The 17,331-nt window shown below is 62.9% G+C and carries 14 protein-coding genes; 7 read left to right on the top strand and 7 right to left on the bottom strand.

Going from position 1 to position 17,331, the window contains the following annotated elements:
* Positions 1–16: 16 nt before the first annotated feature.
* The 3 genes from VUN82_13990 to VUN82_13980 all read left to right on the top strand — a co-directional run bounded on the left by VUN82_13990 (position 17) and on the right by VUN82_13980 (position 2,560).
* Complete coding sequence (locus tag VUN82_13990) at positions 17–991, top strand: ABC transporter ATP-binding protein (protein ID XAS70230.1); 975 nt, start codon at positions 17–19, stop codon at positions 989–991.
* A 112-nt stretch (positions 992–1,103) separates the two neighbouring features.
* Positions 1,104–1,919 (top strand): ABC transporter permease, encoded by an 816-nt coding sequence (locus VUN82_13985; protein ID XAS74686.1) that lies wholly within the window; start codon positions 1,104–1,106, stop codon positions 1,917–1,919.
* A 20-nt stretch (positions 1,920–1,939) separates the two neighbouring features.
* Complete coding sequence (locus VUN82_13980; GenBank protein ID XAS70229.1) at positions 1,940–2,560, top strand: L-threonylcarbamoyladenylate synthase; 621 nt, start codon at positions 1,940–1,942, stop codon at positions 2,558–2,560.
* A gap of 25 nt (positions 2,561–2,585) precedes the next feature.
* On the opposite strand, the gene VUN82_13975 is transcribed toward VUN82_13980, so the two are convergent.
* Both VUN82_13975 and ligD read right to left on the bottom strand, forming a co-directional pair.
* Positions 2,586–3,725, bottom strand: coding sequence for a serine hydrolase domain-containing protein (locus VUN82_13975; GenBank protein XAS70228.1), 1,140 nt, complete (start codon positions 3,723–3,725; stop codon positions 2,586–2,588).
* Positions 3,726–3,739: 14 nt separating this feature from the next.
* Positions 3,740–4,765: a non-homologous end-joining DNA ligase gene (gene ligD / locus VUN82_13970; GenBank protein XAS70227.1), complete on the bottom strand. Its 1,026-nt coding sequence runs from the start codon at positions 4,763–4,765 to the stop codon at positions 3,740–3,742.
* A 113-nt stretch (positions 4,766–4,878) separates the two neighbouring features.
* Between ligD and VUN82_13965 the strand changes: the two genes are divergently transcribed.
* Positions 4,879–5,544 carry an alpha/beta family hydrolase gene (locus VUN82_13965; protein XAS70226.1) on the top strand — a complete coding sequence of 222 codons (666 nt, stop codon included), beginning with the start codon at positions 4,879–4,881 and terminating at the stop codon, positions 5,542–5,544.
* A gap of 4 nt (positions 5,545–5,548) precedes the next feature.
* On the opposite strand, the gene VUN82_13960 is transcribed toward VUN82_13965, so the two are convergent.
* The 3 genes from VUN82_13960 to VUN82_13950 form a co-directional block, all read right to left on the bottom strand.
* Positions 5,549–7,633: an elongation factor G-like protein EF-G2 gene (locus tag VUN82_13960; protein XAS70225.1), complete on the bottom strand. Its 2,085-nt coding sequence runs from the start codon at positions 7,631–7,633 to the stop codon at positions 5,549–5,551.
* A gap of 143 nt (positions 7,634–7,776) precedes the next feature.
* Entirely contained in the window at positions 7,777–8,535 is a 759-nt protein-coding gene (locus VUN82_13955) for a M50 family metallopeptidase (protein XAS70224.1), read from the bottom strand.
* Positions 8,532–9,149, bottom strand: a complete 618-nt coding sequence (locus tag VUN82_13950; GenBank protein ID XAS70223.1) for a TetR/AcrR family transcriptional regulator C-terminal domain-containing protein — start codon at positions 9,147–9,149, stop codon at positions 8,532–8,534. Before VUN82_13950 ends, VUN82_13955 begins: the two co-directional genes overlap by 4 nt.
* 154 nt (positions 9,150–9,303) lie before the next feature.
* Here VUN82_13950 and VUN82_13945 point away from each other — a divergent pair, with 154 nt between their 5' ends.
* Entirely contained in the window at positions 9,304–10,761 is a 1,458-nt protein-coding gene (locus VUN82_13945; protein XAS70222.1) for an APC family permease, read from the top strand.
* A complete protein-coding gene (locus tag VUN82_13940) occupies positions 10,751–12,409 on the top strand; it encodes an amidohydrolase family protein (GenBank protein ID XAS70221.1) in 1,659 nt (552 codons plus the stop codon). Before VUN82_13945 ends, VUN82_13940 begins: the two co-directional genes overlap by 11 nt.
* A gap of 36 nt (positions 12,410–12,445) precedes the next feature.
* Here VUN82_13940 and hrpB read toward each other — a convergent pair whose 3' ends face one another.
* Both hrpB and VUN82_13930 read right to left on the bottom strand, forming a co-directional pair.
* On the bottom strand, positions 12,446–15,148 hold the full coding sequence (hrpB, locus tag VUN82_13935; GenBank protein ID XAS74685.1) for an ATP-dependent helicase HrpB: 2,703 nt from the start codon (positions 15,146–15,148) through the stop codon (positions 12,446–12,448).
* Positions 15,149–15,231: 83 nt separating this feature from the next.
* Positions 15,232–16,275 (bottom strand): NAD(P)-dependent alcohol dehydrogenase, encoded by a 1,044-nt coding sequence (locus VUN82_13930; protein ID XAS70220.1) that lies wholly within the window; start codon positions 16,273–16,275, stop codon positions 15,232–15,234.
* 130 nt (positions 16,276–16,405) lie between these two features.
* Here VUN82_13930 and VUN82_13925 point away from each other — a divergent pair, with 130 nt between their 5' ends.
* Entirely contained in the window at positions 16,406–17,314 is a 909-nt protein-coding gene (locus VUN82_13925) for a helix-turn-helix transcriptional regulator (GenBank protein XAS70219.1), read from the top strand.
* Positions 17,315–17,331 lie beyond the last annotated feature (17 nt).

Genomic DNA, 17,331 nt, shown 5'->3' with positions numbered 1-17,331 from the left:
CCATGATCGGCAGCCTGTGACGGAGATCCGTGAAACTGCACCCGGCGCTCAATCGATTGACCTTGCCATAGAAACCCATGGCCTCGTGAAGCGCTTTGGGCACCGTTCCGCGGTGGATGGCATTGACCTTGCGGTCCCCCGTGGTGCGGTGTTCGGTTTCCTGGGGCCCAACGGTTCGGGAAAGACCACCACCATCCGGGTCTTGCTGGGGCTCGCTTCAGCGAACAGCGGTGAAATACGGGTTCTAGGCAGGGAGATGCCGCAGCAATTGGCCTCGGTGTTGCCCGAGGTCGGCGCGCTGGTGGAGGCGCCGGGCTTCTATCCATTTCTTTCCGGAGCGGCCAATCTGCTGCGGTTGGACTCCGCTGATCGCCATGCATCCTCTTCCACCCGACGCCAGCGCGTGGACGAGGCGTTGGACCGCGTAGGCCTCAGCCATGCAGCGGGGAAGAAAGTGCGTGCCTACTCACTGGGTATGAAACAGCGCCTCGGGCTGGCCAACGCCATGCTCCGGCCGCGGGAACTGCTGGTGCTCGACGAACCAACCAACGGGCTGGACCCCCAAGGTACCCGGGAGGTGCGAAGCCTGGTGCGCTCCCTTGCCGCCGGCGGGACCACCGTCTTCGTTTCCAGCCACCTCCTGGCCGAGGTGGAACAGATGTGCACCCATGTGGGCGTGATGAGTGCCGGACGGCTGGTAGCCCAAGGACCGCTGGATGAACTGCGCTCTGCCGGGCAAGCGCACGTCCTGGTGCGAACGCCCGACGTCGAACGTGCTGCCCGTGTTCTGGCCCGGTTGGGTCTGGTACCCGGCGAAGCGCCTGGCCGCGAGGTGGTCCAGGGAAACGGCCTGGACGGCGTTAAGCCTGAAGAGATCGTTGCCGCATTGGTGGCCGATGGCGTCAGGGTCAGGGGCTTCACTGTGGAGAACGCAAGCCTGGAGGAGCGCTTCGTGTCCTTGACCGGAGAGGGGTTCGACGTTGTCGGCTGAAACTGGTGACACTCTTGAAACTGCTGGGACCGCTGAAACTGCTGGAAGGGCTGGAGCGACTCCTACTACTGGTACGACTGCTATTTCCAATGACAATGCTGTCCATCCCGGGATGGGGTGGGCGCTGCTTGGCTCGGAGCTATCCGTGCTGTTCCGTCGCCTCCGGACCTGGGCAATGCTGGTGGCCCTCGCCGCCGTTCCGATCCTGATTGCCCTTGCGGTCAAGCTCTCGTCCCGGCCAGCGACACCCGGTCGCGGGCCATTATTCTTGGATCGCATCACCCAGAATGGCCTCTTTGTTGCTGTGACAGCCCTGGTGGTTTGTGTCCCGCTGTTCCTCCCCCTCACCATCGGAGTGGTGGCAGGAGACACCATCGCCGGGGAGGCCAACCTTGGAACGTTGCGCTATCTGCTCCTGGCACCGGCGGGGCGTATCCGCCTGCTCTTGATCAAGTACGCCGGTGCCGTCGCTTTCTGCTGCGCCGCAACAGCCACCGTCGCAGCGGCAGGTGCCCTGGCCGGCGTCGTGTTCTTCCCCATCGGTCCCGTGACGCTACTGTCCGGCGACACGATCGGGGTAGGCGAGTCAGTACTGCGCTCGTTGCTGATTGCTGCCTACATCACGGTCTCGCTCCTGGGATTGTCTGCGATCGGGCTGCTCATCTCGACCTTCACGGATGTCCCAGTAGGAGCGATGGCGGCGACCATCGTCCTCTCGGTGGTATCGCAGGTCCTGGATAACCTGCCACAACTCGATTGGCTGCATCCCTGGCTGTTCAGCCACCACTGGCTGGGCTTCGCCGACCTCCTCCGGCAACCGATCTCCTGGACATCGTTTGGCGAGAACGCGCTGCTCCAAGCCGGTTATATCGCCGTCTGCGGCGCGCTGGCCTACGGGAAGTTCTCCACCAAAGACATCCTGTCCTAGCTTTGACGTAGGCTCTCTCCATGGCCAGATTCTTTGACGTGCACCCTGAAGATCCCCAACCACGCGCCATCGGCCAAGTGGTTAATATGCTCCAAAGCGGCGGGCTGATCGCCTACCCCACCGACTCCTGCTACGCACTGGGTGCCCAGATCGGCAACAGGGAAGCCTTGGATCGTATCCGGACTATTCGGCAGTTGGACGATAAACACCACTTCACCCTGGTCTGCAAGGATTTCGCCCAAATGGGGCAGTTCGTGATGATCGATAACGATGTCTTCCGCAGCATCAAGGCCGTCACCCCAGGCAGCTACACGTTCATCCTTCCGGCCACGCGCGAGGTTCCCAAGCGCCTGCTCCACCCGAAAAAGAAGACAGTGGGCGTACGCATCCCGGATCACAAAGTGGTTCAGGCGCTCTTGGCGGAGCTCGGTGAACCCTTGCTTTCCAGCACGCTCCTGCTGCCCGACCAGGAAGAGCCCCTCACTCAGGGCTGGGAAATCAAGGAGCGGCTGGACAACGAAGTGGACGCCGTGATCGATTCCGGCGATACGGGTTCGGAGCCCACCACGGTGATCGATTTCTCCAGCGGCACGGCAGAAGTAGTTCGGCGCGGAACGGGCGATCCTTCAAGGTTCGAATAGGGTCCCAGCGGGGGTCGAACCGCGATCAGCGGAAATGGAAACGGCAACTCGCGTTCAAAGCGACCTGGGCGAGTCCTGTCAGTTCCAAAGCGATGGCCGAAGGTTGCGTAGACAGGGGCGACGGCGGGTGGGCCAAGGAAATGGTGAGCTGACGGTTCCCATCAGCACTGCTGATGGAGATGGTGCCATAGCCCGGTACGTCACCTGAGTGGCCGTAATAGTAGCCGTTGGTGCACGTGTCCTTCCAGTGGTCCAGGCCCAATCCGTAATCGGCGAAAACCGAACCCTTCATCTCCACCAGGCTCTCCGGTAACAGCAGCCGCCCCTTGAGCAACGCTGCGTAGAAGGCGTCAATGTCGGTAACACTCGCGATCACGCCGTCGGAAGCCGGGCCGCCTTGCTGGACGGAATGCGTGACGTCCACCGTTTCACCCCCCACCACTGCATAACCATGGACCAGGGTGTTTGAAAGGGGGCCCGCGTCCAAAAGCATGGTTGAGTGCAGATTCAAGGGATCCAGGATTTCCGTTCGCAGGACCGCGGCCAAAGGAGCGCCCCGGAGCCGCTCCACCAAAAAGCCAAGGACTGCATAGTCCGAAAGCCCGCTGGCATAGGGAATCCCTGCGGTGTGGCCCAGCAATTGCCGGACTGTCACGGACTCTGGCTCCGGCGGCAGGAGGACGTCGATCCCCGGCAAGTATTTGGCGATCGAATCCTCAAGTACCAGCCGGCCTTCTTCCACCAGCTTCAACACGGAAACTGCCACCATGGTCCGTGTGAGCCCGCCCACCCGGATCGGATCATCCGCCTGCACAGGAGCACCTCCGTGAAGGCTCCTGACACCCGCCGCGTGCCTCCACACTTCTTGGCCGGCCCTGGCCTCTATCAGCACCGCGGGGGCACCGTTCTGCAGCATTTCCCGGCTAAAGAGCTCCAAAGTTGCCTGCAGCTCGCCAAAGGCGGGTGTTACTGGTGGTGAGGCTGATGCCGTGGTGGACTGTGCCCTCCCGGATGGCGGGGTGGGTACTGTGGGAGGGACCGACGTCGAGCTCGTCACTGGTGCCGGCGGAAACGGGTTGGGCTGCGGTTCGCCCGTGCAGCCAGCGAGGAACAGTCCGCACACAAGCGCTGCGGTCACAATTCCCCTGCGTGAACCTGGATGCATGCTTGCTCCTGCGGTTACTCCTCCTGTTTCCGAGCGCGGCTCGGCTGTACCCGCATCGGCTCGCCCGGCATCTTGGGAAATTCCGGTGGGAACGGCATTTCGCCTTGGCCGTTCTTGACGTCGCGCTCCCACCATTGCAGAAGGACGTCGATGTCCCCGGGCTTCTCATGCATGGTGGCCCAAGGGTCGCCTGTCGTCTTCAACCGGTCCGGAACTGTGCTGATGGTGTATTTGGCCGGATCTGCATTTTCCAGCTCTTCCCACGCCAACGGGCACGATACCTGTGCATTCGGCACGGCACGCGGACTGTACGCACCGGCAATCGTCCGGTCCCGGTTGGCCTGGTTGAAGTCCACGAAGATCCTGGTCCCGCGTTCTTCTTTCCACCATGCCGTGGTGACCTTCTCGGGCATCCGTCGCTCCAACTCCCGGCCCGCAGCGATCACCGCGTGGCGCACTTCCAGGAATTCATGCTTGGGGTGGATGGGCGCATACACATGCAGTCCCCGGTTGCCCGAGGTCTTGATGAAGGCCGTCAGCCCGGCTTCGTCCAACAACGCGCGGAGTTCCTGCGCGGCCGGTATGGCGTCATCAAAGTCCGTTCCCGGCTGCGGATCGAGGTCGATACGCAGCTGGTCGGGATTGTCGGGATCGTTGGCACGGGAAGCCCACGGGTGGAAGACGACCGTGTTCATTTGCGCTGCCCACACCGCGGCCGCAGGTTCGTCGATTACCAACTGCGGATGGGTCCGGGCGCTCGGATAGGTCACCATGACCGAGCGGACATACTCCGGCGCACCCTTGGGAGGGTTCTTGGAGAAGAACATCTCGCCCTCGATGTTGCCGGAGTAACGCTGGAGACTGACGGGCCGGTTGCCGTTAGCCGCCACAAAAGCATCGCCCACATCCACCAGGTAGTTAGCCAGGTCCAGTTTCGTCAGTCCGGCCTCGGGCCACATGACGCGGCTTGGACTTGAAATCCGGACTTCGCGGGGGCCCTCGGGACCGGGCACGGAGACTGTTGCTGATTCGCTCGCCATGGCCACAAGCTACCCCGTCAAGGGCGTTCACGTCAGCATCCTGCGTTCCTTTTTTCGGGCGGCGTGAAGTAGTGCCTGACAGCTCAAAGGCCAAACTGCACCATGATGGATACATGCCAAACACTGAAACCGCCCTGACTGTTGCCGTGGGAGACACCAAGGTATCGGCGATCCACGTCCGTCCGGAGAAGTCGTTCGCGACCCTCGTAGTTGCCCACGGCGCCGGAGCAGGCAAGGAACACCCCTTCCTGCAGGGATTTGCCGAAGCGATGGCGGAGGAAGGCGTCAGTACCCTGCGCTTCAATTTTCCGTACCGGGAAGCCGGACGCCGTTTCCCCGACCGTCCGCCCGCAGCGATTGCCACGTGGCGGGCCGTCATGGAAAAGGCCGCGGATCTCGCAGGCGATGAACCGTTGTGGGCCGGCGGAAAATCCTTTGGGGGTCGGATGGCATCCATGGCCGTGGCCGAGGGAATGCCCGCGGCTGGCCTGGTGTACCTCGGTTATCCCCTCCACGCACCGGGCAAACCGGAGAAGCTCCGCGATGAACACCTCTATGGGATAACGGTGCCCATGCTCTTCCTCCAAGGCACTCGCGATACCTTCGCGACGCCGGAACTTCTGGAGTCGGTAGTGGCCAGGATAGGCTCGACGGCGACTCTCCAGTGGAGCGAAAATGCCGACCATTCGTTTGTGGTCAAGGGCCTCAAGCGCAGTGCCGCCGAGATAGGTGCCTCGCTTGCACCCGCAGTGGCGGGATTCATGAGGGAAAACAGTTGAGGAACTACTTCGGCACCGGCTCGTGGCGCAGATACGATCGCCGGAAGCGCCCCGTACCCGCCGTGAGCGCCCGAAGTTCAACGGCGTAGCGCAGAAGCTCCTGGTCAGGGACTTCTGCGGTGATCTCAGTACCCTCGCCGTTAGCTGCCGTAGTTCCGGTCACCCGTCCCCTCCGGCCCGACAAATCACTCATCACCGCCCCCACGTGTTCGTCCGGGACGCTGACCACCACGGCGGACACGGGTTCCAGAAGCTGGATCCTGGCCGTTGACGCGGCTTCTCGAAGCGCCAATGCACCGGCTGCCTGGAAGGCTGCGTCTGAGGAATCCACGCTGTGCGTTTTTCCGCCCACCAAGGTGACCTTGATATCCACCACGGGGAACCCAGCGGAAACGCCCTTGAGCATCTGGGAGCGCACGCCCTTTTCCACGGAAGTGACGAACGTACCGGGAATAACTCCGCCCACCGTCTTGTCAGCGAATTCAAACCCCTCCCCGCGCGCCAACGGCTCAACTTCGATGTCGCAGATGGCGAACTGTCCGTGTCCGCCTGATTGCTTGACATGCCGGCCGTGCCCTGCGGCCTTGCTGGCGAAGGTCTCACGCAGCGGCGTGATGACCTCCACCATTTGAAGCTTGACGCCCTGGTTGCGCAGCCTGTCCAATATCACTTCGGCATGCGCCTCACCCATGCACCAAAGAATCAACTGGTGCGTGTCCTGGTTGCGTTCCACCCGAAGCGTCGGATCTGCCGCGACTACCTTCCCGATGCTCTTGGCGAGCGCGTCCTCGTCGCTACGGGACACTCCTTCGATCGCTATGGGCATCAGCGGCTCAGGCATGTTCCAGGTTTCGATCAGCAGCGGAGCGTCCTTGTCCGAGACAGTGTCCCCGGTCTCCGCGCTCGCCAGCTTGCTGATGGCGCAAATGTCACCGGCGATGCACTGCGAAACAGCCTTCAGGCTTGATCCGACGGGCGAGTACAGGTGCGTGACACGTTCATCGCTGTCGTGGTCCTCGTGGCCCCTGTCGGCCAATCCCCTGCCGCCGATGTGGATGGCTGAATCTTCATGAAGGGTGCCGGAAAAAACACGGACCAGGCAGACGCGGCCCAGGAACGGATCCACGGTAGTCCGCACTACCTCGGCAGCGAGGCGTCCTGCGGGGTCGCATTCCAGTGGTTTCAAGGACGAACCATCGAGTTTCATCGCTGGGGGCGCGGTGCGTTCCAGCGGCGAAGGCAAAGCATCGATCATCAGTGCCATGAGCTCGGGAAGCCCCAAACCCGTTTCCGCCGAGGTAGCCATCACAGGGAAGAAGGAGCCCCTGGCCACGGCGGTTTCCAGGTCCCTGATGAGGTCTTCCAAGGGCAACTCTTCACCGCCCAGATAGCGGTCCATCAAGGTCTCGTCTTCGCTTTCGGCAATGATCCCTTCAATCAAAGGGCCGCGGGCTTCCTCCACGACGGGATCATCGTTGTTCCCCTCGAGCACCCCTGCCAACCCTCCGCCAGAGGGCAGATACAGCGGAAGGACAGACTCACCGAAGGCTTCCTGGCAACGTACGACGGCGGCGCTGAAGTCCGCGCGGGGGTGGTCCAGGCGGCTGACTACTACAGCCCGCGGCATGCGGATCTTCTCGCATTCACCCCACAAGGCGATGGTGGCGCCGTCGATGCCGTCCACGGCGGAGACGACAAAGAGGGCCGCATCGGCGGCCCTCAACCCTGCTCGTAATTCCCCCGTGAAATCCGTGTACCCCGGAGTGTCGATCAGGTTCACTTTGACCTCGCCCACCAGGATCGGGGCCACGGACATGGTGACGGACCTCTGCTGATGGATGGCTGAAGGGTCTGAATCGCTGACAGTTGTTCCCTCAGTGATGGAACCCATCCGGGTGATGGCACCGGTGGCAGCCAACAGCGCCTCAACGAGCATCGACTTCCCTGCACCTGAATGCCCTACGAGTGCCACGTTGCGTATCTTGGCAGGATCACTTGCCGCCAGAGCCGTTCCGTTCTCGCTTCGCCGGGACTCGGGTGTGCCGGGTCCGGCCGCCTTGGCCGTCTCCCGTGTGCCCTTCGCGGACATGAGCACCTCCTGGTGTCCTATCCAAGCTCGGAGTTCGAACGCGCCGAAAGGTTCGAACGTGTAAGAGGATTGGACACCCTGAGGCGACCACAGGGCAAGACCCAGCCGCGGACGAAGAGCCAGCGCGAAGTGGCCAAGGGGTTCTAGGCCGCGACCATCCCCCATAACAACCATGCTGAGGTGACTGTGCTCCCTGTGATGACCACGGAGAATCCTGTCAGCCACAGGAACGACGGGACACCCGTGGTTCGGCCAAGGATGTAGGCGTCCGACGCTGCTAGCCGGTCCCGGCGCCGTGTATGGACGCCGGCGAGCTTGAAGAGGTCCCGCACGGCACCCACTGACAGGGCGATCCCCAGGGCCAGCACAATGTAGTTGACGATGGTGGGCGATCCGAAGAGGAGCAAAAGCTGGGCGATAGCTGCGCTGACCACCGCCACGAGGATCCCTGTCAGGTTGCGCAGGAAAATCAGGGAGACGAGCAGGATGAGGGCGCCCACAGACATCGCGGCTCCCGATCGGCCCGCGGCGAACGCAGCAATTAAGGCAAGTCCCACGACTGCCGGGGCGGGATAACCCCAGAACCCTGACCAGGCTGCGCCGAAAGGGCTCCGGCCGCTGCTGACGAGGCGACCCGAATGATCCAGTCCGATGCGAAGACTGTGGACAAATCGCCCCGTCATGAGGGCGGCATATGCGTGGCCAAGCTCATGGACGAATGTCACGTAGAGACCGAACCATCGCCATGTGGCTCGAGGGATGCTCAGAATGGTGGCTCCAGCGAGAATCGCCAACAACGCAGGCAGGGGCACGGCAGTAGTCTGGACGTCGGTGAAGCCACGGACTACGGCCGCCCACCAGGTTTGCAGCAAGTTCACAGCAGGGTTCACAGCACCGTTCACAGCACCGAGGATTTGAGGCGTGAACGGAGTCCCGCTACCAGGATCTCCAAACCGAAATCGAAGGCCGCTTCACCACGCTGGTCCGGCGGACCGGCGTGCGTCAACGCCTGGGTAAGGGTCGGGTAGCCGTGAACCGGAGGTGCCCACACGACGTCGGGAGCGGCCAGGTCCAACGCAAATCCCAAGGCAAAACTGTCGATGGTGGAGATCGCCGAAACCACATCCTGTCCCTGGAAACCGGCCTTTTCCAGGGCGACGGCCAGATTCTCGTAGAGAGCCAGCACCTGATCGTCCTGCACCGTTTGCAACACCAGCAGCGGGGCCAGACGGGGATGCCGGGCGAACGCGTCACGGTAGCTGCGGACAATAACTCTGAGGGCCTCCTCCCAGTCCTGCCCTTCATGGAGGGTGTAGGGGCTCTCGGCGATGATCCGCCCGCGCATGAGCTCCAGTATTTCTTCCCGGCCGCTGACGTGGTTGTAAATGGACGATTGGCTGACGCCGATCCTCTTGGCCAGTTTGGGCAGGCTGAAGTCCCCGGCTTCGTCTACCAGCTCCAAGGCGGCGGTGACGAGAGCGTCGATGGATATCAGCGGAACCAGCGGGCGTGGCATTGGGTCTCCAATCAAAGTGTTGTTACGACTCTAGCCAGAAGTTTGGGCAAAGGTATTGTGCGCCCCATCACAAGGCCTTACGATAAACGAAAGCCTTTCGCTTATCGATCGGCTCCTCCCCTGAATCTCCCCGCATTAGACCTCCGAGGACACCATGTCTGAAATCGAAACCCGCCCTCCTGAAGCGGATGCTGGAAACGGGCTCAAGAAGAATGCCATCGGCACCGGCGGCATTGCCTTCCTGGTGATCTCCGCAGCAGCCCCCTTGACCGTAATGGCCGGCGTGGCACCTGTGGCCATTGGCATCGGGGGCATTGGCGCCCCCATGGGCTACGTCATCGCCGGCGCCGTTCTGTTGATCTTCGCCGTGGCCTTCATGGCCATGACCAAGCACGTCAAAGCAGCCGGCGGTTTCTACACCTACATCACACTGGCCATGGGAAAAACGGTGGGGCTTGCCTCGGCCATTCTCGCCATCGTTTCCTATAACTGCCTGCAGATCGGCGTTTATGGACTCTTTGCAGTCCAGACCCAGGCCATGCTCCGGACACTCTTCGGCTTGGACGTCCCATGGCCGGCGGTAGCGCTGGCAGCCGTGGCCGCCGTCTGGTTCCTTGGCTATCGGGGCATCGACGTTGGGGCCAAGGTCCTGGGCGTCCTGCTCATTGCCGAGACCGCCATACTTGCCGTCATGGGCGCCGGCATTCTGGCGAACGGCGGCGCACAAGGCATCAGCGTTGCCTCCTTCTCCCCCGAGCACGCCTTCACCCCTGGCGTCCTTGCCATCCTTGCTATCTGCTTCGCCGCCTTCATGGGCTTTGAATCCACGGTGCTGTACCGGCGTGAGGCCCGCAACCCTGACAAGTCCGTGCCGCGGGCAACCTACATTGCCGTCGGCTTCATGTCCGTGTTCTACGCCTTCATCGTGTGGACAGTCATCCAGGCCTATGGAGATGGCGACGTGATGGCTGCTGCCGGTGAATTGGCGGACGGCATGTTCTTCGCCACGATCAACCATTACGTGGGACCCTGGGCAGAAGTTGTCATGTACGTACTGATCGTGACCAGCGTGTATGCCTCCCAGTTGGCGTTCCACAATGCCATCAATCGCTACGTTTACATGCTCGCCAAAGACGGCGTCCTTCCCGCATTCCTCGGCAGGACCCACCCGAAGTACAAGTCCCCGCACCGCGCTGGGCAAATCCAGACAGCCCTCGCCGCCGTCGTCATCATCATTTGCGCCATCGCCGGCGCCGATCCCTACAAACAGCTGCTGATCTGGGTCAACACTCCCGGCATCTTCGGCATTGTCGCCTTGCAGGGACTGGTTTCCGTGGCAGCTTTCATCTACCTGCGGCGCAATCCCGAGGCCGTGACCAACAGGCTACTCATTCCCTTGAGCATTGCGTCAGCCATCCTGCTGTTTGGCGTGGTTGCGTTGATCGCCATCAACATCGAACTCCTGACGTTCGCCGATGCCCTCACCAACACCGTTCTCATGCTGGTGACGCCCCTTGTTTTCCTGGCCGGTCTGCTGATCGCCCGCAGATTGCGCACCACCCGCCCCGCCATCTTTGCCCGGATTGGAAGCTTCGAAACCCATGACTCCTGACCTCATCGTGCTTGCTGACACCATCCACACGCTCGACGACCGCCCGGCTAACAGTTCGGGTCCGGCTATTCAGGCCGTCGCCGTCAGGGAGGGTTTGATCGCCGCCGTCGGATCCAGGGAGGACGCCCAGGAGTGGCGTCAGCCAGGCACGCGAATAGTGGATCTTGGCAGTGCCACGCTGACGCCAGGCCTGGTTGATTGCCACATCCACCCCGTGTTTGGCCTGGACCTGACCATTGGCTGCGATCTGTCCGGCGCATCCACTTTGGCTGAAGTACGGGCGCTGCTGCAGGCAGAATCAGCAAGCTTCGCATCACAAAACGACGGCGGCTGGTTGCGTGCCTGGGGCCTGAACCCGAACGCGTTTGGGCCAGTGCCCCTGCACCGGAACGTGATCGACGAGGTCTCCGGTGACCGGCCAGCCATGATCCGGTTGTTCGACGGCCATTCCGCGTTGGCGAACAGCCGGGCCCTGGAACTGGCTGGGATCCACGGCCGTGTTGAATTTGACCAGAGCGCCGAGGTGGTCTGCGATGCCGAGGGCGTCCCCACCGGGATGCTCCTGGAAGCGGCGGCCATTGATCTGGTGCAGCGTCACATTCCCAAGGAATCGTTTGAGGAACGGAAGACCCGCCTGGGCAACTTGCTCCGGGACTTCGCCCTGTCCGGCCTGACCGGCGGGCACGTCATGGACCACAACGAGGAGTCGGCCGCCCTTTTTCAGGCTTTGGAAGCCGACGGCGAGCTGCCCCTGCGGCTGCGGAGTGCGCCATGGTGCATGCCGGGCACTGACGAGGCTGAGTGGAAGGGACTTGCCCACACCATAGGCACCGGCGGACGCCGCTGGTCCGTCGAGGCCATCAAACTGTTCGTTGACGGAACCGTGGACAACGGGACCGCGTGGCTTTACGAGCCGGACCTGTACGGCCAATCCACTGCGCCATTCTGGCCACGGCCGGAAGAATACACAGCTGCGGTTCGCTACTTTGCCTCCCGCGGCATCCCGACGGCGACCCACGCCATTGGCGATGCCGGCGTGGAACATGTGCTGTACGCCTTGGAGTCGCTCCGCGGTGTTGTGCCCTCGGACGTGCTCCGCCAGACGGTTCACAGGATTGAACACATCGAGACGGTGCCCGACCAGCTGGTGGAACGCTTCCAGCACGCCGAAGTGGTGGCGAGCATGCAGCCCACGCACTGCACGCACTATTCCCTGGCAGACCACAGTGACAATTGGTCCACCAGGCTTGGCAAGGTCCGTGCCGACCGCGCATGGCGTTGCAGGGACCTCCGCGAGGCTGGAGTTACCGTGGGTATCGGCTCCGACTGGCCGATCGCTCCGTACGAACCCTTGCCGATCATTGCAGACGCCCAGTTGCGGCGCCGTTCCGGACATCCGGAACAGGAACCGATCGCACCTTCGCAGGCACTCACCGCACTTCAGGCGCTTGAGGGCTACACCTCGCACGCCGCACGAGCTGCAGGATTGTGGGACGTTTCGGGTTCGATCACGGTGGGTAAACGCGCCGACTTCACCGCGTTTGAGCGCGATCCACTGACCACCGCCCCGGACGAGTTTGCCGCCAGCAGCGTGCTGGGAACGTTCGTGGATGGCGAGATCCAGTTCATGCTGGAAAGGCTCGCCTAAACGTTGTGATCCGCCCAGCCCTTGTGATCGGGCGGGCTACATCCGGTTCTTGGTTTTGGCCGTGGCTAGTGCCGTCCACGGATCTTCGGGCCAGGGATGCCTGGGGTAGCGCCCACGCATCTCTGCCCGAACCTGGGCGTAGGGCCCGGACCAAAACGATGCGAGATCACCTGTCACCGCCAACGGCCTGCCTGCGGGAGACAAAAGGTGGAAAAGCACCGGCACCCTTCCGCCAACAAGGCGAGGCGTGCGGTCCCAGCCGAAACATTCCTGCAGCTTGACCGCTACAACCGGGCTACCGCCGTCGTTCTCCGCTTTCTTTCGGTCGGTGCCCTCAGAGACCTCTGGGTACTGGATCCGCACCCGCGAGCCACTGGGGACCTGGAGGCGCTCGGGCACCAGGCTGTCCAAGTTGGAAGCCTCGGGCCACGGAAGCAGGCGCCGGAGTGGATCGCTGAGGTCAATGGCGGTGGCGGGGGTGCCGGTGGCCATGGATTCGAGCTCCGGGGCAAGCCAGTCATCCAATCTGGACAAAAGTGCGGATTCGCTGACATCGGGCCACGGATCGCCTAGTTCCCTGTGCAACAAAGCAAGGCGCCGGCGCAGCGCATCTGCCGCAGCGGACCACCCGATCATCGAGAGTCCTGCCTTTTCCAGTGCAACCGCAACAGCATCACGGGCCTGCTCTACGCTGGGGCGCACGGGCGTGGAGGACAGCACAAGGGCTCCCAGTTTCCGATCGAGCCTCGCCGTCACCCGACCCTGGGCGAAACGTGCTGTTACCTCCTCGGCCAGCAGCTCCGGCGCCGCGGCGGCCGCCAACTCAGCGGACAAGGGCGCCGCCGATCGGATCACGGCTCCCGTGCCCGCGGCATCCCTGCCTTGGGCGCGGGAAACCTCCGCCACGGCCAACCACTCATGGCCAGCCAGGGAGCTACCTGCGGGCAGACCAGCCCTGGTGCCCGATGTCAGCAGATATGTTGGCGCCCCTTGGCCGGGAACCCGCCTGGCAATACGGTCCGGGAAGGCCAACGCGACCACGAACCCGGGCGCCTCCCTCGCTGAAACGTCCAGTGCCCGTTGCTCATCGATGCCTTGTTGATAGGCGATGCCGAAAGTTTCCTGGCGCGCGATCGATTCCATCCGTTTGACGTCTTCGGCAAATCGTCGGGCTGCCGGGTCTGATCCGGAACGAACTGACGCCAACAGTTTTGTGAGGTCAGCACCCGGCGCACGTTGATCACCGGCTACCAGTGCCACCGTTTCAGCGGCAAGGCGACGGCCAACCAGCGCAGAACCGTCCAGCAGCGCCCGGGCAAGCCGAGGGTCTGCCGGGATCTTCGCGAGCGTCCTGCCCACGTCCGTGACAGTTCCTTCCGCGGTCACGGCACCGAGTTCCCGAAGGACCTCGACGGCGTCCTCCATAGCCGCACGTGGTGGTGCGTCGGGCAGTGCAAGCCCACGGCCCCCGGGTGCTCCCCAGCAGGCGAGCACCAAAGCAGCACTGGTCAGGTCGGCCACCGAAATCTCGGGAGTTTGATGCGCTGGCGCGGCGGCGAAGGCCTGCTGGTCGTAGCACCGAACCACCCTGCCTGGTCCTTGGCGCGCTGCGCGGCCGGCCCGCTGCTCGGCCGACGCCTTTGAGCAGGATACCGTCACCAGCCCGGACATGCCCCTGCCGGCGTCGCGACGCGGTTCACGTGACAGGCCGGAATCAATGACGAGCCGGACGCCCGGCACCGTGAGTGAGGACTCGGCCAACGCCGTTGACACAATAATTCGAGGAGGGTCGCCGGGTTCCCTGCCTGAAACTGCCCGATCCTGGGCGTCCGCACCGATCTGGCCGTGCAGCTCAAGTACCTCGACGTCGGCCCGGACCAGCCCGCGGAGCCGGCTGGCGACGTCGGAAACTTCACGCACGCCCGGGAGGAAGACCAGAGCGTCAACATCGGGGTTTTCCATGAGCGCTTCGTCGTGGGCAGCCACCGTAGTTGCGGCAACATGGTTGAGGAAGCTGGAGGCAACGCCGCGCTCGTCCAGGCGCGGAACTGAGGCCGGAACCCAATCAATGTCCAAGGCATGCAGAACCGAAGGACAGTCGACGACGGGAGCCGGCGCGCCGTCGTCGGCCTCCCCCAAGCCGGTACGCCCTAACCCGCTTCGTCCGAGCAGGGCGGCGAAACGCGTGGCGTCGAGAGTTGCCGACATAGCCACCAGCGTGAGGTCGCCGCGAAGTTCCCGAACTTCCGCGAGCATGCCCACGAGCAGGTCGGTTTCGAGTCCACGCTCGTGGACCTCATCCAGGATCACCGCTTGCGTTCCCTCGAGTCCGGGATCAGCAAGGAGGCGTCGCAGGAGAATGCCGGGAGTGACGAACTCCACCACAGTGTCCGAACCAGCGGTGCTTTCGCCGCGGACCGTATAACCCACCCGGCCGCCCAGACGGCTGCCGTCGAGTGAGGCAAGACGGCGGGCCGCTGAACGCGCGGCCACCCTGCGCGGTTGGGTGACGACGACGCGCGGCTGGCCGGGGTGCCTCTCCCCCACGAAGTTGGCAAGCAGTGGAGGAACCAGGGTGGTCTTTCCCGTCCCGGGCGGTGCCTGGACGACCACCGTTCCGCCGTCGCCCTGGTTCTCCAAAGCGGCGGCGAGCCTTCCCAACGAATCAGCGAAAACCAGTCCTGCGCCGATGGTGTCCAGTCTGAAAGTCACCAGACCATTGTCCCTGCTTGCCAGCACTAAAAAGGCCACGCCTCCTCGGTGAACCTGACGGCTGCGAGGAGGCGTGGCCCCTTCAACGTTATTGCTCTTGGGTCAGTGTGCTAGCCAATGGTGGACGTGTCAATCACGAAGCGATAGCGGACATCGGAGGCGAGCACCCGCTCATAGGCCTCGTTGATCTCGCTGGCCGGAATGACCTCGATCTCAGCACCCAGTCCATGCTCGGCACAGAAGTCCAACATCTCCTGGGTTTCGCGGATTCCGCCAATCATGGAGCCGGCGAACCTGCGGCGCCCACCAATGAGGGCGAAAGCATTCACGGGCAACGGCTCGGCGGGTGCACCAACGTTCACCAGCGTGCCGTCAAGGCTCAGCAGTTGCAGGTAGGCGCTGATGTCGATGGACGCGCTGACCGTGTTGATGATGAGGTCAAACGTCCCTGCCAGCTGCTCAAACGTGGCCGGATCACTGGTGGCGTAGTAGTGGTCTGCGCCCAGCTTCAAGCCGTCTTCCATCTTCTTCAGGGACTGCGAGAGGACCGTCACCTCGGCACCCATGGCGTGGGCAATCTTGACGCCCATGTGTCCCAGGCCGCCCAAGCCCACGATCGCGACCTTCTTGCCAGGACCGGCGTCCCAGTGATGTAGCGGGGAGAAGGTCGTGATGCCTGCGCACAGAAGCGGTGCGGCGACGTCGAGGTCCAGCGCTTCAGGGATGGTCACGACAAAGTCCTCGTTCACGACGACGTTCCGGGAGTATCCACCCTGGGTAATGGTGCCATCACGGTCGACCGCGCCGTAGGTGCCCACGTTGCCGTTGAGGCAATACTGTTCCTCGCCCGCCAGGCAGTTCCTGCACTCTTTACAGGAGTTGACCATGCAGCCAACACCTACGCGGTCGCCCACTTTGTGCTTGGTGACCTCCGGACCGACTTCGGTAACGATGCCGGCAATCTCGTGGCCGGGGACGAGCGGGTACTGCTGGGGACCCCAATCGCCCCGGACAGTATGGATATCAGAGTGGCAGATACCGGCGAATTTGATGTCAATGTGGACGTCGTGAGGTCCAACGTCGCGGCGTTCGATGGTGGTCAGGGTGAGGTCGCCCGTGGCCGAAGGTGAAGCATAAGCGTTAGCGGAAGGCATGTTTCTCCTGCGTGATGAAGATGAGTGGATGCTTCCATCTAACCCTCTTTTCCAAAATGCAAGGAGTTACTGCTGTTAGGGGTAATGACAGGGACTCCCTTGGAGGGCCAAAAGCCATACCGTTGGAACCATGGACAACCGGACCGAGACGCGCGATTTCCTCTCTACCCGAAGAGCGAAGATCACCCCAGAGCAAGCTGGCCTGGCCGCCTATGGCGGCAATCGGCGTGTCCTTGGGCTCCGCCGCGGCGAAGTTGCCATGCTTGCCGGCGTCAGCGTTGAGTACTACACCCGTTTGGAGCGGGGGAACCTCTCCGGCGTCTCGGATAGCGTGCTGGAAGCCCTGGCTAACGCCCTGCAACTGGACGACGCCGAACGGGCACACCTCTTCGACCTCGCCCGTGCGGCCAACGACGGCGGTCGGTTGCGGCGTCGTCCGGTACGGAAGCAGTCCATCCGACAGGGTGTCCAACTCACGTTGGACGCGATCACGCATTCGCCGGCCTTCGTCCGCAATGGCCGGCTCGATATCCTCGCTACCAACGCTTTGGGCAGGGCACTGTACGCGGATAGCTTTGACACGCCTTTCGGGCCGCCCAACCTTGCCCGCTTCCTGTTCCTTGACCCTCGAAGCCATGACTTCTACACCGATTGGGAACGGGCCGCCAACGACACCGTAGCCATCATGCGGACCGAGGCCGGGCGTAACCCCTACGACCGTGGACTCACCGACCTCGTAGGTGAGCTGTCCACCCGCAGCGAAGAATTCCGTGTTCGCTGGGCAGCGCACAACGTCCGGCAGCATTACACCGGGAAGAAGCAGTTCCGGCATCCGATCGTCGGGGACCTGCACATGCTCTACGAGGCGTTTGAGCTCTCCGCCGACGACGGCCTGACCATGACCATCTACAACGCTGAGCCTGGCACCGGAACCGAGGATGCCCTGCAGTTACTGGCGAGTTGGGCTGCAACCACGCTCGCGCCTGAATCCGGCAGGTCTGAATTCGGCCAAGACCTTCGCAAGACGAACCGCAACTAATTCTGGAACGACAAAGG

The sequence above is a fragment of the Micrococcaceae bacterium Sec5.1 genome, assembly GCA_039636795.1.
Lineage (GTDB): Bacteria > Actinomycetota > Actinomycetes > Actinomycetales > Micrococcaceae > Arthrobacter.
Note: the sequence above shows the minus strand (reverse complement) of the source record. Positions and strands in the feature narration are given on the sequence as shown.